A 15,253-nucleotide genomic window follows, 5' to 3' on the forward strand; every position below is an offset into this window, starting at 1 on the left:
TCAGCCGATCACGGACTTGATCTCGAGATATTCGTTGAAGCCGTGCGCCCCCCATTCACGACCATTGCCCGACTGCTTGTAGCCGCCGAACGGCGCGGCCATGTCGAAGGCGTTGAAGTTCACCACGATGTATCCCGTGCGCAGCCGGGCCGCCACGCGCCGCGCATGCGCCGGCTCGCCGCTGACGTAACCCGCCAGGCCGTACGGCGAGTCGTTGGCGATGCGGATGGCGTCTTCCTCGTCGGAATACGGGATGATCGACAGCACGGGCCCGAAGACCTCCTCGCGCGCAATCGTCATGTCGTTAGAGACGCCTGCGAACACCGTGGGCTTGACGTAATACCCCTGCCCCAGGCCGGCCGGTTTACCGGCGCCGCCGGTGACCAGGCGAGTGCCCTCGCCAAGCGCCTTGGTGATTAGACCCTGCACCTTGTCGAAATGCATCTCGCTGGCCAGCGGGCCCATGAAGGTTCCGGGGTCCTTGGTGTCGCCCACGGTGATGCTTTCCGCGAGCGCCTTGGCGAAGGCCACGGCTTCCTCATGGCGGTCGTGCGGCACCAGCAGCCGGGTCGGCGCCAGGCAGGTCTGGCCGCTGTTGGCGAAACAGTTGCGCGCGGTCTGCGTCACTGCTGTCTCAAAGTCGGCTTCGGGCAGCACGATGCTCGCGGATTTGCCGCCGAGTTCCTGGGTAACGCGCTTGATCGTGTCGGCCGCCGCCTTGGCCACCGCGGCACCCGCGCGCGTGGAACCGGTGATCGAAATCATGTCGACATCGGCGTGGCGCGCCAGCGCCTCGCCTACCTCGGGACCCAGGCCATCCACCAGGTTGAACACGCCCGCAGGCACACCGGCCTCGTGCAGGATGTCGGCGATCCAATGCGCCGAAAGCGGCGCGATCTCGCTGGGCTTGAGCACCATGGTGCAGCCCGCGGCGAGGGCCGCGGCGATCTTGCAGGTGATCTGCGTCGCCGGCCAGTTCCAGGGCGTGATCATCGCGCAGACGCCGACCGCCTCCTTGCGCACCAGCGTCGCGCCGTGCTGCTCTTCGAACACAAAAGTCTTCATGGCTTCTGCGGCATATTTGAAATGTGCCCAGGCGCCCGGCGCATGGTGCGACGAGGCCAGCGTGATCGGCGCTCCCATCTCGTCGGAAACCAGCAAGGCCAGCTCCTGCATGCGGCTGCCGAACAGCGCTGTGATCTTCTCGAGCAGCTGACGCCGCTCGTCGATGCTCGTCTCCGACCATGCGGGAAACGCGGCGCGCGCTGCGGCGACGGCGCGATCCACGTCGGCGACGTTGCCAAGCGAAATTTGTGCGATCGTCTCTTCCGTCGCCGGGTTGACGACGCCGAGCTGCTGGTCGCCGAAGGGTATTACCCAGGCGCCATCGATATAAAACCGCGTGTAGTCAGTCATGCCGGACTCCTCCAGGGCGAAGAGGCCAGAGTCCGCGATACCCGCCACCCCTCGCAATGGCTCTTGGCGACAGCCGGATTGACCGAATGAACCACCGGGCGACCCGCATTTTTCGAGACGCGAAGAATCGCTATCGGCCAGCCGCTGCCACGTTCGAATTCCAACGCTCGAGGTGTTGATCGACCGAGCCGAGCTGGCTGTCGATCATCGTGACGCGACGGAAATAATGGCCCACCGCCAACTCGTCGGTCATGCCCATGCCGCCATGCAGCTGGATCGCATTCTGACCGATGAAACGTGCCGCCTTGCCGACGATGGCTTTCGCCGCCGAGACCGCCGCAGCCCGCTTTCCCTCGAGCGATTCCAGGTTCAGCGTCGCGAGATACATCGCGGAGACGGATTGCTCCAAGGCGACGTGCATATCGGCATAGCGATGCTGCACGGCCTGGAACTGCGCGATGGGCTGACCGAACTGTCTGCGCTGCAGGCCGTACTGGATGGTCTGATCGATCATCGCCCGCATGCAGCCGACGGCCTCTGCGCACAAGGCTGCTATGGCTTCATCGAGCACGCGTTCGATCAGCGGAAGCGCTTCGTGCTGCGGCCCCACGAGCGCGTCTTCCGGTAGCACACAGTCGTCCAGCCACAGCTCCGACGCACGCCGGCCGTCCGCCGTCGCGTAGTCGCTGCGACGCAAGCCGTCCGTGGCGATCGGCACTTCGAACAGGGACACGCCGCTGCGGTCCCGCGCAGCGCCGGCCGTGCGGGCTACCAGCATCAGATGCGTCGCATACGGCGCGTCGATCACCAGGCTCTTGCGCCCTCGAACGACCCAGCCGCCCTCGCGGCGCTCCGCACGCGTGGCCAGGTCGAATGCGTCGAAACGTCCCTGCGGTTCTGCGTAAGCGAACGCATAAACATGCCGGCCCGCAACGATGTCGGCGATGCGCTGCCGCGCCACGGCGCCGCCCGCGTGCTTGAGCAGGCCGCCAGCGACGACGACGGTCGACCAGTAAGGCTCGATCACCAGCGCGCGGCCGAAGGCTTCCATCACGATCATGTTTTCGATCGCGCCGCCACCATGGCCGCCGACCGATTCTGCAAAGCCGGCGCCCAGCAGATCCAGTTCCTGCGCAAACGACTGCCAGAGATCGCGACGCCAGCCCGCGGCCGAGGCAGCGGCAGCTTGCCGCAGCTGGAAGGAATATCGATCACGCAGGAAGCGTTCGAGGTTCTCCGCCAGGCTGCGCTGCTCGTGGCTCGCATCGAAATCCATGGGCGTTTTCTACCTTCACTATGCGTTTTATGAAGTAATATGTTGTACGCATAATCCATAGGACTGCAACTGCGCGCATGGACCTGACACTGACTGCCGAAGATCGGAACTTCCGTGCCGAGGTACGGCATTTCTTCGAGAACGACTATCCGCAGGCGCTGCTGCACAAGGCGCGCAGCGGGCAGACGCTGACGCGCGAAGACCATGCGGACTCGCAGAAGGCATTGCAGTCACGCGGCTGGTTCGCGGCGAACTGGCCGGCGGAGTTCGGCGGTCCGGGATGGTCGCCCACGCAACGCTATCTGTTCGAGGAGGAACTCGATCGCGCCGGCGCTCTCAACGTGATTCCGATGGGCGTGATCTACGTGGGGCCGGTGATCTACACCTTCGGCAACGACTGGCAGAAGCGCGACTGGCTTCCCGACATCCTGGAGTCGCGCAGCTTCTGGGCGCAGGGTTACTCCGAGCCCGAGGCCGGGTCCGATCTGGCGGGTCTGCGCACACGGGCCGAGCGCGATGGCGATCATTACGTCGTCAACGGCACCAAGATCTGGACCACGCTCGCACAGTGGGCCGACTGGATTTTCTGCCTGGTACGGACCAGCCAGGAAGAACGTCGCCAGGACGGCATTTCGTTCCTGTGCTTTCGCATGGATACGCCTGGCGTGACGCTGACGCCGATCCGGTCGATCGACGGCTCCCACCATCTCAACAAGATCGATTTCGACAACGTGCGCGTACCGGTCGCCAACCGCATCGGCGACGAAGGCCGCGGCTGGCACTACGCGCAATTTCTGCTGACCAACGAGCGCCTGTCGTATGCCCACGTCTCGCGCAAGAAACAGCATCTCGCCCAGTTGCGCGTGCTGGCCGCGCAGACGCCGTGGCGCGACGGCAGCGTCGCCGACAACCCGGTCTTCATGTACAAGATCGCGGACTGCGAAACGCAGGTGGCGGTGTTCGAAGTGACCGTGCTGCGCGCGCTCTGCGCCGGAGCCAGTGCGCCGATCACGCTCGCGCCCGCCATCAAGATCCTGGCCACCGAACTTGCGCAGAAGGTCACCGAGCTGCAGCTCGAGCTTGCTGGCCCCAATGCCTTGCCGTGGTTGGATCGCAACTCTGCTGACTGGATCGACGCCATTCCCGACCTGCCCGCATTTGCACCGGTGGCAACCACGGATTATTTCTTCGAACGCGCGCAGACCATCTACGGAGGAGCGACCGAGATCCAGAAGAACATCATGGGGCGCGCGCTGCTCAAGGCTGCAGCCGGCTGACCCTGGCGGCCACCTGAAGATGCTGCACTCGTAGCCGGGTCAAAATGCTCTGGCGATGACGGCTTTCAGCCATAGCGGACCATCAGGCTGCGCAAAACCTGGAGCCGCAAAGTGCAAGACTGAATGCGCCGCCTTGGCTATGCATTTCTTCAAGCCCGAAGCTGGATCGTGGTAAATTGGTCCCGTCGAAAAAGGCAGGTTTGGTGTGGTCGGCCCAAGCCCTTCCAGCGATGGAAGCTCTATCCTTTGCGTGCCCCGCAATGAGATCCCACGACGTCCCCGGTGCATTTGCGCCTCGGGTTCGTCTGGGTGAAGTCGTCGTTCGACGGTGCTCCGGTGAACCTCTATTCGGAGCAGTTTCATGATCTACGATGCCATCATTGCCGGTGCCGGCCCCGTCGGCCTGTTTCTCGCCTGCGAACTTCGGCTGGCCAAGCTTTCCGTCCTCGTACTGGAGCAGGCACCAGACTCGATCTCGCCGCTCAAGCAACTTCCATTCGGCCTGCGCGGTCTCTCCGCGCCCACTATCGAAGCCTTCTACCACCGCGGGCTGCTCGACCAGCTCGCACCACTGCAAGCCCCGAAGGAAGGCTCCGGCGCGAGCGCGCCCAGCGGCGCGCACTGGATGCAGCAAGCGCGCCGCGCGGGCGGCCACTTCGCCGGCATCCAGTTCTTTCTCGACAATGTCGATACCTCCCGATGGCTGCACCGCCTGCCTAGCCCCGCCAGCACCAGCCTGCCGGTGGATATGCAGCAGATAGAAGCCGTACTTACCGCCCGCGCCCGCGCATTGGGCGTGGAAATCCGCCACGGCGTTGGCGTCGTCGGCTTCGAGCAATCAGATGGAAATGTCACCGTATATGCCGGTGGCGAAACCTTCCTTGCAAGCTGGCTCGTCGGCTGTGACGGCGGGCGCAGCCCCGTACGCAAGGCGGCAGGAATCGAGTTCGGCGGCACTGATCCGGAATTCACCGGCTATTCCGTCCTCGTCGAACTCGCCGATACAGACGCGCTCAAACCCGGCCGCCATTACACGCGCACCGGGATGTATACCTTCCAGCAGCCGGGCACCATCGCCATGGTCGACTTCGACGGTGGCGCCTATCACCGCACGCAGCCCATCACTCGCGAGCATGTGCAAGCGGTGCTGCGTCGCATATCGGGTACGAACCTGACCGTCACCGCCCTCCAGCTCGCCACCACCTGGACCGACCGCGCCCACCTTGCCACCGACTACCGCAAGGGCCGGGTCCTCCTCGCCGGCGATGCCGCTCACACGCACTCGCCGCTCGGCGGCCAGGGTCTCAATCTCGGCCTCGGCGACGCCATGAACCTCGGCTGGAAACTTGCCGCCACCGTTCACGGCCACGCGCCCACCGATTTGCTCGACACCTACAGGAGCGAGCGACATCCAATCGCCGAAAAAGTCCTCGACTGGTCGCGCGCGCAGGTCGCTCTCATGCGCCCTACACGCAGCACGCGCGCGCTGGAAGCCATCATTCGTGACCTTATCGAAACCCGCGACGGCGCTACCTATTTCGCCGGGCGGGTGTGGGGCGTAAACCTACGCTACGACCTCAGTGGCAATCACGCACTGATAGGCCGGAGCGCTCCCGACTTCGATCTGATTGGCGGTACACGGCTCGGCGAGTTGCTCTCAAAGGGAACCGGGCTGTTGCTGGATTTCAACGGGTGCGCCTTGCTGCAATCACTAGCCGGCCGCTGGACCGACCGCGTCACTTACATCGCCACGGATGCCAAGGATCGCCTGGGACTCAGCGCGTTGCTCGTGCGTCCTGATGGTGTCGTTGCCTGGGCAAGCGAGGCAAACCCCGATCATAAGGAGGTGGAGCAGGCGCTTGGGCGGTGGTTTGGCTCCAATACCTGATTACCTCCCGCCAGCCCTGAGCGATTTCCACTTTTTCAGTCGCGAGGCACGCGAATGATTCCCCAAAAGCGTCAGTCTGAACCGGCAGCTTCTGGCACAAAGCCGCCGGTGGAGCATTTTGACCCGGCCAGAAGTGGCCCATTTTGGGTGCCCACCAAGGGCTGATCGTCCGCGTCAGCGGATCGCGATCACGACTTTGCCCTGGGCCTGTCGGCCGAGCATGGCCGACAAGGCATCGCCGGCCTGCTCGAAGCGGTACACCTGGCCAGCGCGCGGGCTGATGCGCCCTTCGCCGATCCATTCGAACAAGGTATCGAACACCGGCTTTGCCGCGGCCGGATCGGAACGCATGGCGCCGCCCCAGTCGACACCGACCAGCGAGGCTCGCTTGAGCAGCGGCAGGTTCAGCGGCAGGCGCGGAATATCGCCCGCGGCAAAGCCGACGACGAGATGGCGCCCGCCCGGCGCCAGCGAACGGAACGCTGCCTCCGAATAGCTTCCGCCCACGGGATCGAATACCAGGTCCACGCCGCGAGCCAGTCCATCACGCTGCTTGAGATCGTTGCGCCAGTCGGCCTGCGTGTAGTCGATGGCCTCGTCGGCGCCGCGTGCGAGAGCCAGCGCGCGCTTCGCCTGCGAGCTGGCAGCCGCGATCACGCGCGCACCCATGGCCTTGGCCACGTCGATGGCCGCCATGCTCACACCGCCCGCAGCACCCAACACCAGGACGGTTTCATTCGCCTGCAGACGGCCGCATTCGCGCAGGCCGAACAGGGCGGTGGCATAGCTGGTGGGAAAGCTTGCGGCCTGCACGTCGTCGAGCCGATCCGGCACTGCAATGCACACGGATGCCGCGAGCACCACCTGCTCGGCCAGCGCGCCGCGCTCGCAGAAACCCAGCACGCGCTGCCCGATGCTGAGACCCCGCATATCACTGCCGATGCCCGCGACGATGCCGGAAAGCTCGGAGCCCGGCGTGAACGGCAACGGCCATTTCAGCTGGTAGCGTCCGGCGACGTGGAGCGCATCGACGAAGCCCAGTCCCACGGCCGCCACCGAGACCAATACCTGCCCGGGTCCCGGCACCGGGTCCGGCAGCTCGACCAGCCGCAAGTCCTGCGGCGATCCGTATTGCGAGCAGACGATGGCCCGCATGCCGCCTAGCTCTTCAGGTAACGCGCGCGAATCTGCTTCTTGTACAGCTTGCCGTTGTCGAGACGCGGCAGATGCGCGTCGAAATCGATCGAGCGCGGGCACTTCACGTGCGAGAGGCGTTCGCGGCAATAGGCGATGAGTTGCTTCTCCAGCTCCGGGCCGGCACGCAACCAGTCGCGGGGCTGCACGACGGCCTTCACGGTTTCGCCGAACTCCGCATCCGGCACGCCGAACACCGCGACGTCGGCGACCGCGTCGTGGATCTGCAGCAGGTTCTCGATCTCCTGCGGATACACGTTGACGCCGCCGCTGATGATCATGAAATCCTTGCGGTCCGACAGGTACAGATAGCCGTCGGCATCGAGGTAGCCCACGTCGCCCACGGTCATCCAGCCCTGCTCGTTGTAGGCCTTGGATGTTTTCCCGGGTTCCTTGTAGTACTCGAAGCGCGTGCGGATGTCGGAGAAGTACACGGTACCGATCTCGCCCGCCGGCAGCTCCTGGCCGTCTTCGCCGACGATGTGCAGAACGCCGACGATGGCCCGGCCCACGGAGCCGCGGTGCTGCAGCCATTCCTGGCTGTTGAGCGAGACGAAGCCGCCGCCCTCGGTGGAGCTGTAGTACTCGTAGACCACCGGCCCCCACCAGTCGATCATGCGTTGCTTGATGTCCTGCGGGCACGGCGCCGCCGCATGAATCGCGTACTTGAACGACGAGACGTCATAGCGCAGCCGCGTCGCATCCGACAGCTGCAGCATGCGCACGAACATGATAGGCACGAACTGCGCATGCGTGATCTTGTGCTGCTCGACCAGAGCCAGGCAACGCTCTGCATCGAACTTTTCCATGATCACGCAGGTGCCCCCGAGCAAGGTCACCATCGTGACGTACATCAGCGGCGCCGCGTGATACAGCGGTGCCGGCGACAGGTACACCGTGTTGCCGTCGAAGCCGAAAAGACGCGCCAGGCCCGCGATGTCTTGCGGCACCGGCCCCACCGGCTGCCCCGGCTGCCAGGGCGGCATGATGCCTTTCGGCTGGCCGGTCGTGCCTGACGAATACAGCATCGGAATGCCGCTCTGTTCGTCCGCGATCGGTGTGCCCGGTTGCCTGGCCAGAGCCGACTCCCAGGATTCGAAACCCGGCGCAACCTCATCCACCATGTACCAGTGCGCAACTTCGCTGACGATCTCGCGCGCGGCCTGTCCGACCTCGCCTAGCGATGCCGAGATGATCACCACCTTGGCCTCGCAGTTGCGCACGATGTAGGTCACCTCGTCCCGCTTGAGATGCGTGCTCATCGCGGTATAGATCAGTCCCGATCGACGCGCAGCCCAGAGCAGGGGCACGAAGTGTTCGCCGTTCTCCAACTGCATCGCGATGTGGTCACCGGCTTTCAGACCCAATGAACGAAACAGGTGAGCACCCTGATTGGAAATGCGATCGAGGTCGGCATAGGTAATGACCTTGCCGCTGCCACCGAGAATGACCGCGGGCTTGTCGGGTTGGGTCAGCGCGAGTTCGGAGGGATGCATGTCGATTGGCTCAAAGGACCGTGTTGCCGCCACCGGTTGTCGGCTCGGCGCGGGCCATGGTTAGATCCGTCGGAAGCCAGGACGGTGATGACCGAGGAAGTGTCATCGGTTCCAACCCAGCGATTCGTTTCAGGATACGGCGTCGATTGCGGGGCCGACAATGACTCCACTCATGAACGCGATTGATCATCCATGACAACGCTTACCCAGCGACGCTGAACTCAAGGCGCGCCCGACGCCACAAACTTGGCGATCTCGCTGCGGCTGGGCCGACCGGCGCTCACTCTCCGCGCTTCGCGGATTCTCCTGGACGGGATCGCCGAAGAAACGATACCGAGCCAAACCCGTGGATTGCGCAGCCAGTCGCCCATGCCGTCGAGCCCGTGGTAGCCGCGCATGATGGCGCGCTGCACGTTGGAGTCCGCCGCCATGGCGGCGTTCATGATGTGGTTTTCGAGCTTGGTGGTGAGATAAAGCGACAGCGTCTTCTTGCGCTTGCCGATCAAGGCCTCGAACTTGGCCCGCGATTTCTGCTCGATGGTCCACAGCGTTTCCCAGTCCCCACGGAATTCGCTCCACAAAGCCGCTTCGTAGCTCTGCGCCCGTTCGGCGGGGTCGGCGACCGTCGCGACCACTTCTGCCAGCCGATGCGCCGAGATGCCGCCCCAGGTGCAACCGCGCCCGAACTTGGGATTGGTGCGAATACCGCAGTCGCCGACCAGAAAATAATTGAGCACGCCGGCCTTGCCATCGCGCACAGTCTTGCGCCAGAGGTAATCCATGTTTGCGAAACCGATGGTTCCGCCCAGGGCTTCGACCCGCTGCGGGTCCACCCATGGCCGCAGCTTGGGCACGCTCTCGCAGATACGCTCGAACACCTTGACATCCTTGCCGGCCTCGAACAGCAGCGGATCGTCCTTCCATACCACCAGCGTAACGGTGAAAGTCCCGTTGTCCGCCGGCAGCGCGCCGAGCGTGAAGTCGGCGAAGTCCACTGCTGGAAGACCGGTCAGCGGCGGATAATCTTCGCCGGGCCGAAGCCGGTAGTGACGTGTGTAGTAGGCGATCTCCGACAGGTGATGCTCCTCGCCGATCACAACGCCCGCGTCCAGCAACTCACGCACGAAACTCGAAGCGCGTCCTGAGGCATCGACAACAAAATCCGCGAACATCTCCTGGGCGCCGTCGGCTGTGCCTACGCGGCAGCCCTTCACCGTTGTCACGCCATCGTGTCGTTCGAGGATCAGGCCCTCGATACGAACGCCCGAACGGATCTGCGCGATGCCGTGGGCCTCAACGTGGCGACGCACGACCATCTCGAAGGTCGTGCGCCTTGCGCACAACGGCGTCATGTCGGCATCGCCAGGCTGCTGCCGATAGCCGGATCGAGCGGCAGGATGCACGGTATCGGCGAAAGGAAGCTCCCAGATACCCGCGGCAAACAGGTCTTCCATCAGACGCGGGTAGTTGCTGTGCAGAAGGTTGCGAAGGCGTCCCATCAGAAAGTGCGGATGCCGCGCCTGCGGCGCGCCACGACGTCGCCAGTTCCAGGAATCGACGGGACTCAGATCGTCCGGCAGCCCCTCGTCTCGATCGAGAACCGTCACCTCGAAGCCCTTGGCATGGAGCGCGAGCGCTGAGGTCAAGCCTGCCACGCCGCCACCCATCACGATGACCTTGCTCTTCATTCTTTTCTGCCTTTTTCCTGCGGTACTCGAAGCGCTCGCTGGAGCATTGGACCTCCGGTCGTCACGCAGCCGACTGGGACAATTGACACGCGGCGGTGCGGAACTCGTCCATCATTCTCTCGATCAACTCCGCGCAGCTCGGAATGTCGTCGATGAGGCCGATCACCATGCCCGCGGTCCAGATGCCGTCCTCGATGTCGCCGGCCTCGAGCACGCGCTCACGACCGCGCACACCGGCTACCAGCGCCTGGATGTCGGCGAAGTCGGTGGCGCCCGGGCGTGCCTCGATGGCGACGACCTCTTCGGCGAGCCTGTTGCGGAACACGCGGCCGGTATTGTTGAGCGTGCGGAACAGCAGCGAGGTCTGGCGCTCGTCGGCGTCGACCATGGCCTGCTTCACGTTCTGGTGAACCGGCGCTTCACGCGTGGCGACGAAGCGGGTGCCCATGTTGATGCCTTCGGCCCCGAGCGCGAATGCGGCGGCCATCTGGCGGCCGTTGCCGATGCCGCCCGAGGCGATCATCGGAATCCTCAGGCGCGAAGCGGCGATGGGCAGCAGCACCAGGTTGGTGACGTCGTCCTCGCCCGGGTGCCCGGCGCATTCGAAGCCGTCGACGCTCACCGCATCGCAGCCGATCGCTTCGGCCTTCAGGGCGTGGCGTACCGAGGTGCACTTGTGGATCAGCCTGGCACCCGCTGCCCTGATCGCGGGAATGTAGGCCTCGGGATTGCGGCCCGCGGTCTCGATCAGCTTGACGCCACTGTCCAGGGCCGCCTGCAGGAACTCCGCATACGGCACCGGCTTGATCGTCGGCAGTATCGTGAGATTCACGCCGAAGGGCCTGTCGGTCATTTCGCGGCAGCGCCGGATCTCGGCAGCCAGGGCTTCTGGCGTCGGCTGCGTAAGGGCGGTGAGGATACCCAGGGCGCCGGCATTGGAGACGGCCGACGCCAGCTCGGCGCGGCCTACCCACATCATGCCGCCCTGCATGATCGGATAGCGGGTGCCCAGCAGTTCGGTTACGCGGTTCTTCATTGAGATTCCTGGTCGTTTTGCAGCAGGACCGCGTCGCGGCGAAGCTGCGCAATCTGGTCGGCAGTGAAGCCCGCGGCCGCGAACACCGCGGCTCCATCGGCACCGGCCGGACGGTTGCCATGACGCACCTCGGGCACCGTGCGCGAATAGCGCGGCGCCGGCGCCGCCTGCATCACGCCATCGATGTCGATGAAGGTCTTGCGCGCGGCGTTGTGGGGGTGGGACGGCGCTTCGAGCATGTCGAGCACCGGCGCCACGCAGGCATCGCTGCCCTCGGTGATGCGCGCCCACTCGTCGCGAGTTCGCGTCTTGAAGATCGCGGCCAGGCTGTCTTTCATGCGCGGCCACGCGGACTCGTTGCGCTGGTCGGCGAACTCGGCCGGATCGGCACCTGTCAGTTCGAGCAGGCGCGCGTAGAACTGCGGCTCGATGGCGCCTACGGCAACATAGCGGCCGTCGGCGGTCTCGTAGGTATCGTAGAAATGCGCGCCGCCGTCGAGCAGGTTGGCGCCGCGTTCCTTGGCGTTCCAGAAGCCGCCGGCATAGAAGCCGTGCATCATCCACATCAGCTGCGCGGCACCGTCGACCATCGCGGCATCCACCACCTGGCCCTTGCCGGATCGCTGAGCCTCGAGCAAAGCGCAAACCACGCCGAATCCCAGCAGCATGCCGCCACCGCCCATGTCGCCGACCAGATTGATCGGCGCCACCGGCCGTTCGCCGCGCCGGCCGATGGCGTGCAGCACGCCGGAGATCGCGATGTAGTTGATGTCGTGGCCGGCGGTCTGCGACAGTGGACCGTCCTGTCCCCAGCCGGTCATGCGGCCATACACCAGCTTGGGATTACGCTTGAGCACGACATCGGGACCGATGCCCAACCGCTCGGCGACACCGGGACGATAGCCTTCGATCAGCGCGTCGGCGCTCTCCAGCAACTTGAGCAGCGCCTCGACGCCGGCCGGTTTCTTGAGGTCGAGCGCGATCGACTGCTTGCCGCGGAAGCTCACATCCTTGAGCTGATCCTCGGGCAGACGCGTGCTGCGCTCCACGCGGATCACGCGCGCGCCCATGTCGGCCAGCAGCATGCCCGCCATGGGCGCCGGGCCCAGCCCGGCCATCTCGATGACGGTGTAGCCCTGCAAAGGTCCCATGGTGGTCCGCTACCTTCTTACTTGGCCTGCATGCGGATGCCGCCATCGATGCGGATGCACTCGCCGTTGATGTAGCCGTTCTCGACCAGACAGGTCGCCAGATGCGCGATCTCCTCGGGGCGGCCGAGACGCTGCGGATTGAGTACCTGCGCCGACAGCGCATCGACCACGTTCTGCGGCGCCGCATTGAACAGCGGCGTGTGAATCAGGCCGGGGACGATGGTGTTGACGCGGATGCCGTACGACGCGAGATCGCGCGCGATCGGCAAGGTCATGCTGGTGACGCCGCCCTTGGACGCCGAATACGCCGCCTGGCCTATCTGCCCTTCGTAGGCCGCGACCGAGGCGGTGTTGATGATCACGCCGCGCTCGCCGTCCACCGGCAGGTTCTTCACCATCTGCTCGGCCGCCAGGCGCAGCACGTTGAACGTGCCGACGAGGTTCACCTGCAAAATCTTGTTGAACTCCGCGAGCGGGAACGGCCCGTTCTTGCCGAAGGTCTTGTGGGCATTGCCGATGCCGGCGTAGTTGATGCAGATGTGCAAAGCGCCGAAGTGCTCGATGGTGCGCGCGATGCCGGCCTGCACCGAGGCCTCGTCGGCCACGTTGACCTTGCAGAACAGCACGGCTTCGCCGAGGCTCGCGGCCAGTGCGTCGCCGGCCTCTGCGTTCATATCGAAGATCGCGACCTTGCCGCTCAGGGAGACGAACTTCTCGACGGTGGCGCGGCCAAGACCCGAGGCGCCACCGGTGATGATGGCGACCGAATTTTCAAGTTTCATGAGACTGCTCTGGCTGATGAACGGATCGGACCCCGCAGGGTCCGTGGCGACAGTGTCGAGTCCACCCGTGCGGCGAACAATGATCGAAAGCGACGCATCGGTTGACGGCAGATCACACCGCCGCGCGCTCACTCCAGCAGCAGCTCGCGCAACTGTGCGGTGCGCTCCGGTGTCATCGCCGCGGCCTGTTGCAGGTATCCATCCAGCGAGCCGTATTGCTCGACCGCCGCGTCGAAAGCCGCGGCCAGATAGGCCTCGTCGACGCCACAAAGTGGGCGCAGCGCATCGGGGTCGATGTCGACGCCGGTATCCAGCTTGAGCAGCTTCGCCATGTCGATGGCGCCCTGTTGCACGTCGAACAGGCTGGCCAGGTAGTTCTCGAAAATCGACTGCCGCGGCGCGCCCAGGGCATGCAGCAGCATGGCGCAGACGAAGCCTGTGCGGTCCTTGCCGGCGTGGCAATGGATGATCAGCGGCACGCCCGGGCCCGCGAGTATCCGATCGACCAGCACGCTCAGCTTGCCGTGGAACGCGCGCGGCTGGCCTCGATACACCGCCAGGATCGCGGCCCGAACGCCGGCGGACGTCGGATCGGCTCTCAATCGGTCCACGAAGCTGCGGCTCAGCGCCGCGGCGTCCTCGTTGACGGACAGCGTCAGGATCTCCGGCGTTTGCCCGTCGGGCAGCCGGCTCGGCAGGCGCTCGCGCTCCTTGTGGCTGCGCAGGTCGCAGACCAGTTTCACCTGCAGCGCGTGCAGCCCTGCGAGATCGTCACTGCTCAGGTGGGCGAGATGGCCGGCGCGATAGATGAGCCCATGACGCACGCGCCGGCCATCGGCCGCAGGCAATCCGCCCAGTTCTCTGAAATTGCTGGAGCCCGTGAACATGCGGGCCGTCCTTCAGCGGCCGAAAATCGAACGCGCGATGATCTCGCGCATGATTTCCGAGCTGCCCGCATAGATGCGCGAAATGCGCGCATCGGTATAGCGCCAGCACACCTCGTACTCTTCCATGTAACCGGCGCCGCCGTGCAGCTGCACGCATTCGTCCACCACGCGTCCTTCGACTTCGCTGACGTAGAGCTTGGCGATCGCCGCCGACTCCGGTGTGAGCTTGCCGGCGTTCTGCTGGGTCACGCAGTGGTCGACATAGGTCTGCGCGACTTCCAGCTCGACGCGCAGGCTGGCCATCTTGAAGCGCGTGTTCTGCTGATCGGACAGCGGCTTGCCGAACACCTTGCGCTGCATGACGAAGTCGCGCGTGACTTCATAGCTACGCCAGGCGTTGCCGAGGTAGCCGGCCGCGCCGATCAGGCGCTCTTCGGCCAGGCCGCGCATCAGGTAATGAAAGCCCTTGGATGCATCGCCGAGCACGTTCTCTTTGGGAATCTTGACGTCGCGGAAGAACAGCTCCGCGGTGTCCTGCGATTTCATGCCCATCTTGGCGAGATTGCGCCCGCGCTCGAAACCTTCCATGCCGCGTTCAACCAGGAACAGGCCGATCTGCCGCGGATTGTCGGGGCTGGTCTTGGCCGCGACCACCACAAGATCGGCATTGATGCCGTTGGAGATGTAGGTCTTGGCGCCGTTGAGAATCCAGTGATCGCCATGATCGACCGCGCGGCTCTTGATGCCCGCGAGATCGGAGCCCGCATCCGGCTCGGTCATCGCCACCGCGAGAATGCAGTCGCCGGAGATGCAGCGCGGCAGAAAGCGCGCGCGCTGCTCATCACTGCCGAAATGCTTCAGGTAAGGGCCGACCAGGCGGCTGTGCAGCGTGTGATAGAAGCCGATATCGCCGTACTGCGAATCCTCTTCCATCATCACCTGCTGATAGCGGAAGTCGTCGATGCCCAGGCCGCCGTACTGCTCGTCGGCCCAGATCATCAAATAGCCCTGATCGCCCATCTTGCGAAACATCTCGCGCGGCACGATGCCGGCCTTGCGCCATTCGTCGCGATGCGGCAACACCTCTTTCTGCAGGAACTGGCGATAGGAGTCGCGGAACAATTCCTGCTCTTGGGTAAAGCAATCGCGCTGCATGGCCGGC

General features: G+C 64.7%; 12 protein-coding genes. 2 read left to right on the forward strand and 10 right to left on the reverse strand.

Annotation, left to right across the window (positions count from 1 at the left end; translation table 11 throughout):
* Together JWQ90_RS12230 and JWQ90_RS12235 are read right to left on the reverse strand one after the other, a co-directional pair.
* On the reverse strand, positions 1–1,416 hold the full coding sequence (locus JWQ90_RS12230) for an aldehyde dehydrogenase family protein (RefSeq protein ID WP_299694145.1): 1,416 nt from the start codon (positions 1,414–1,416) through the stop codon (positions 1–3).
* 130 nt (positions 1,417–1,546) lie between these two features.
* Complete coding sequence (locus JWQ90_RS12235) at positions 1,547–2,692, reverse strand: acyl-CoA dehydrogenase family protein (protein WP_299694148.1); 1,146 nt, start codon at positions 2,690–2,692, stop codon at positions 1,547–1,549.
* Between the two features lie 77 nt (positions 2,693–2,769).
* Between JWQ90_RS12235 and JWQ90_RS12240 the strand changes: the two genes are divergently transcribed.
* Positions 2,770–3,969: an acyl-CoA dehydrogenase family protein gene (locus JWQ90_RS12240; RefSeq protein ID WP_299694150.1), complete on the forward strand. Its 1,200-nt coding sequence runs from the start codon at positions 2,770–2,772 to the stop codon at positions 3,967–3,969.
* 361 nt (positions 3,970–4,330) lie between these two features.
* A complete protein-coding gene (locus JWQ90_RS12245) occupies positions 4,331–5,857 on the forward strand; it encodes an FAD-dependent monooxygenase (RefSeq protein ID WP_299694153.1) in 1,527 nt (508 codons plus the stop codon).
* Positions 5,858–6,031: 174 nt separating this feature from the next.
* Here JWQ90_RS12245 and JWQ90_RS12250 read toward each other — a convergent pair whose 3' ends face one another.
* The 8 genes from JWQ90_RS12250 to JWQ90_RS12285 all read right to left on the reverse strand — a co-directional run bounded on the left by JWQ90_RS12250 (position 6,032) and on the right by JWQ90_RS12285 (position 15,246).
* Entirely contained in the window at positions 6,032–7,012 is a 981-nt protein-coding gene (locus tag JWQ90_RS12250; protein WP_299694156.1) for an NADPH:quinone oxidoreductase family protein, read from the reverse strand.
* Between the two features lie 5 nt (positions 7,013–7,017).
* Positions 7,018–8,547, reverse strand: a complete 1,530-nt coding sequence (locus JWQ90_RS12255) for an acyl-CoA synthetase (RefSeq protein ID WP_299694159.1) — start codon at positions 8,545–8,547, stop codon at positions 7,018–7,020.
* 221 nt (positions 8,548–8,768) lie between these two features.
* Positions 8,769–10,235, reverse strand: coding sequence for an FAD-dependent oxidoreductase (locus JWQ90_RS12260; RefSeq protein ID WP_299694162.1), 1,467 nt, complete (start codon positions 10,233–10,235; stop codon positions 8,769–8,771).
* Between the two features lie 61 nt (positions 10,236–10,296).
* A complete protein-coding gene (locus JWQ90_RS12265; protein ID WP_299694165.1) occupies positions 10,297–11,271 on the reverse strand; it encodes a nitronate monooxygenase family protein in 975 nt (324 codons plus the stop codon).
* Complete coding sequence (locus tag JWQ90_RS12270) at positions 11,268–12,422, reverse strand: CaiB/BaiF CoA-transferase family protein (protein ID WP_299694168.1); 1,155 nt, start codon at positions 12,420–12,422, stop codon at positions 11,268–11,270. Before JWQ90_RS12270 ends, JWQ90_RS12265 begins: the two co-directional genes overlap by 4 nt.
* A 17-nt stretch (positions 12,423–12,439) precedes the next feature.
* Positions 12,440–13,204, reverse strand: coding sequence for an SDR family NAD(P)-dependent oxidoreductase (locus JWQ90_RS12275; protein ID WP_299694171.1), 765 nt, complete (start codon positions 13,202–13,204; stop codon positions 12,440–12,442).
* Positions 13,205–13,332: 128 nt separating this feature from the next.
* The gene (locus tag JWQ90_RS12280; protein WP_299694174.1) at positions 13,333–14,091 is read right to left on the reverse strand and encodes a tyrosine-protein phosphatase; all 759 of its coding nucleotides are present in this window, start codon (positions 14,089–14,091) and stop codon (positions 13,333–13,335) included.
* Between the two features lie 12 nt (positions 14,092–14,103).
* On the reverse strand, positions 14,104–15,246 hold the full coding sequence (locus tag JWQ90_RS12285; RefSeq protein WP_299694177.1) for an acyl-CoA dehydrogenase family protein: 1,143 nt from the start codon (positions 15,244–15,246) through the stop codon (positions 14,104–14,106).
* Positions 15,247–15,253 lie beyond the last annotated feature (7 nt).

The sequence above is a fragment of the Hydrocarboniphaga sp. genome (assembly GCF_028291725.1).
Lineage (GTDB): Bacteria > Pseudomonadota > Gammaproteobacteria > Nevskiales > Nevskiaceae > Hydrocarboniphaga.

Bases quoted from the DNA above. Each gene is read 5' to 3' on its own strand.
- JWQ90_RS12240 (WP_299694150.1), top strand. From the start codon at position 2,770: ATGGACCTGACACTGACTGCCGAAGATCGGAACTTCCGTGCCGAGGTA.
- JWQ90_RS12255 (WP_299694159.1), bottom strand. From the start codon at position 8,547: ATGCATCCCTCCGAACTCGCGCTGACCCAACCCGACAAGCCCGCGGTC.
- JWQ90_RS12265 (WP_299694165.1), bottom strand. From the start codon at position 11,271: ATGAAGAACCGCGTAACCGAACTGCTGGGCACCCGCTATCCGATCATG.
- JWQ90_RS12270 (WP_299694168.1), bottom strand. From the start codon at position 12,422: ATGGGACCTTTGCAGGGCTACACCGTCATCGAGATGGCCGGGCTGGGC.
- JWQ90_RS12275 (WP_299694171.1), bottom strand. From the start codon at position 13,204: ATGAAACTTGAAAATTCGGTCGCCATCATCACCGGTGGCGCCTCGGGT.
- JWQ90_RS12250 (WP_299694156.1), bottom strand. From the start codon at position 7,012: ATGCGGGCCATCGTCTGCTCGCAATACGGATCGCCGCAGGACTTGCGG.
- JWQ90_RS12235 (WP_299694148.1), bottom strand. From the start codon at position 2,692: ATGGATTTCGATGCGAGCCACGAGCAGCGCAGCCTGGCGGAGAACCTC.
- JWQ90_RS12280 (WP_299694174.1), bottom strand. From the start codon at position 14,091: ATGTTCACGGGCTCCAGCAATTTCAGAGAACTGGGCGGATTGCCTGCG.
- JWQ90_RS12285 (WP_299694177.1), bottom strand. From the start codon at position 15,246: ATGCAGCGCGATTGCTTTACCCAAGAGCAGGAATTGTTCCGCGACTCC.
- JWQ90_RS12260 (WP_299694162.1), bottom strand. From the start codon at position 10,235: ATGAAGAGCAAGGTCATCGTGATGGGTGGCGGCGTGGCAGGCTTGACC.
- JWQ90_RS12245 (WP_299694153.1), top strand. From the start codon at position 4,331: ATGATCTACGATGCCATCATTGCCGGTGCCGGCCCCGTCGGCCTGTTT.
- JWQ90_RS12230 (WP_299694145.1), bottom strand. From the start codon at position 1,416: ATGACTGACTACACGCGGTTTTATATCGATGGCGCCTGGGTAATACCC.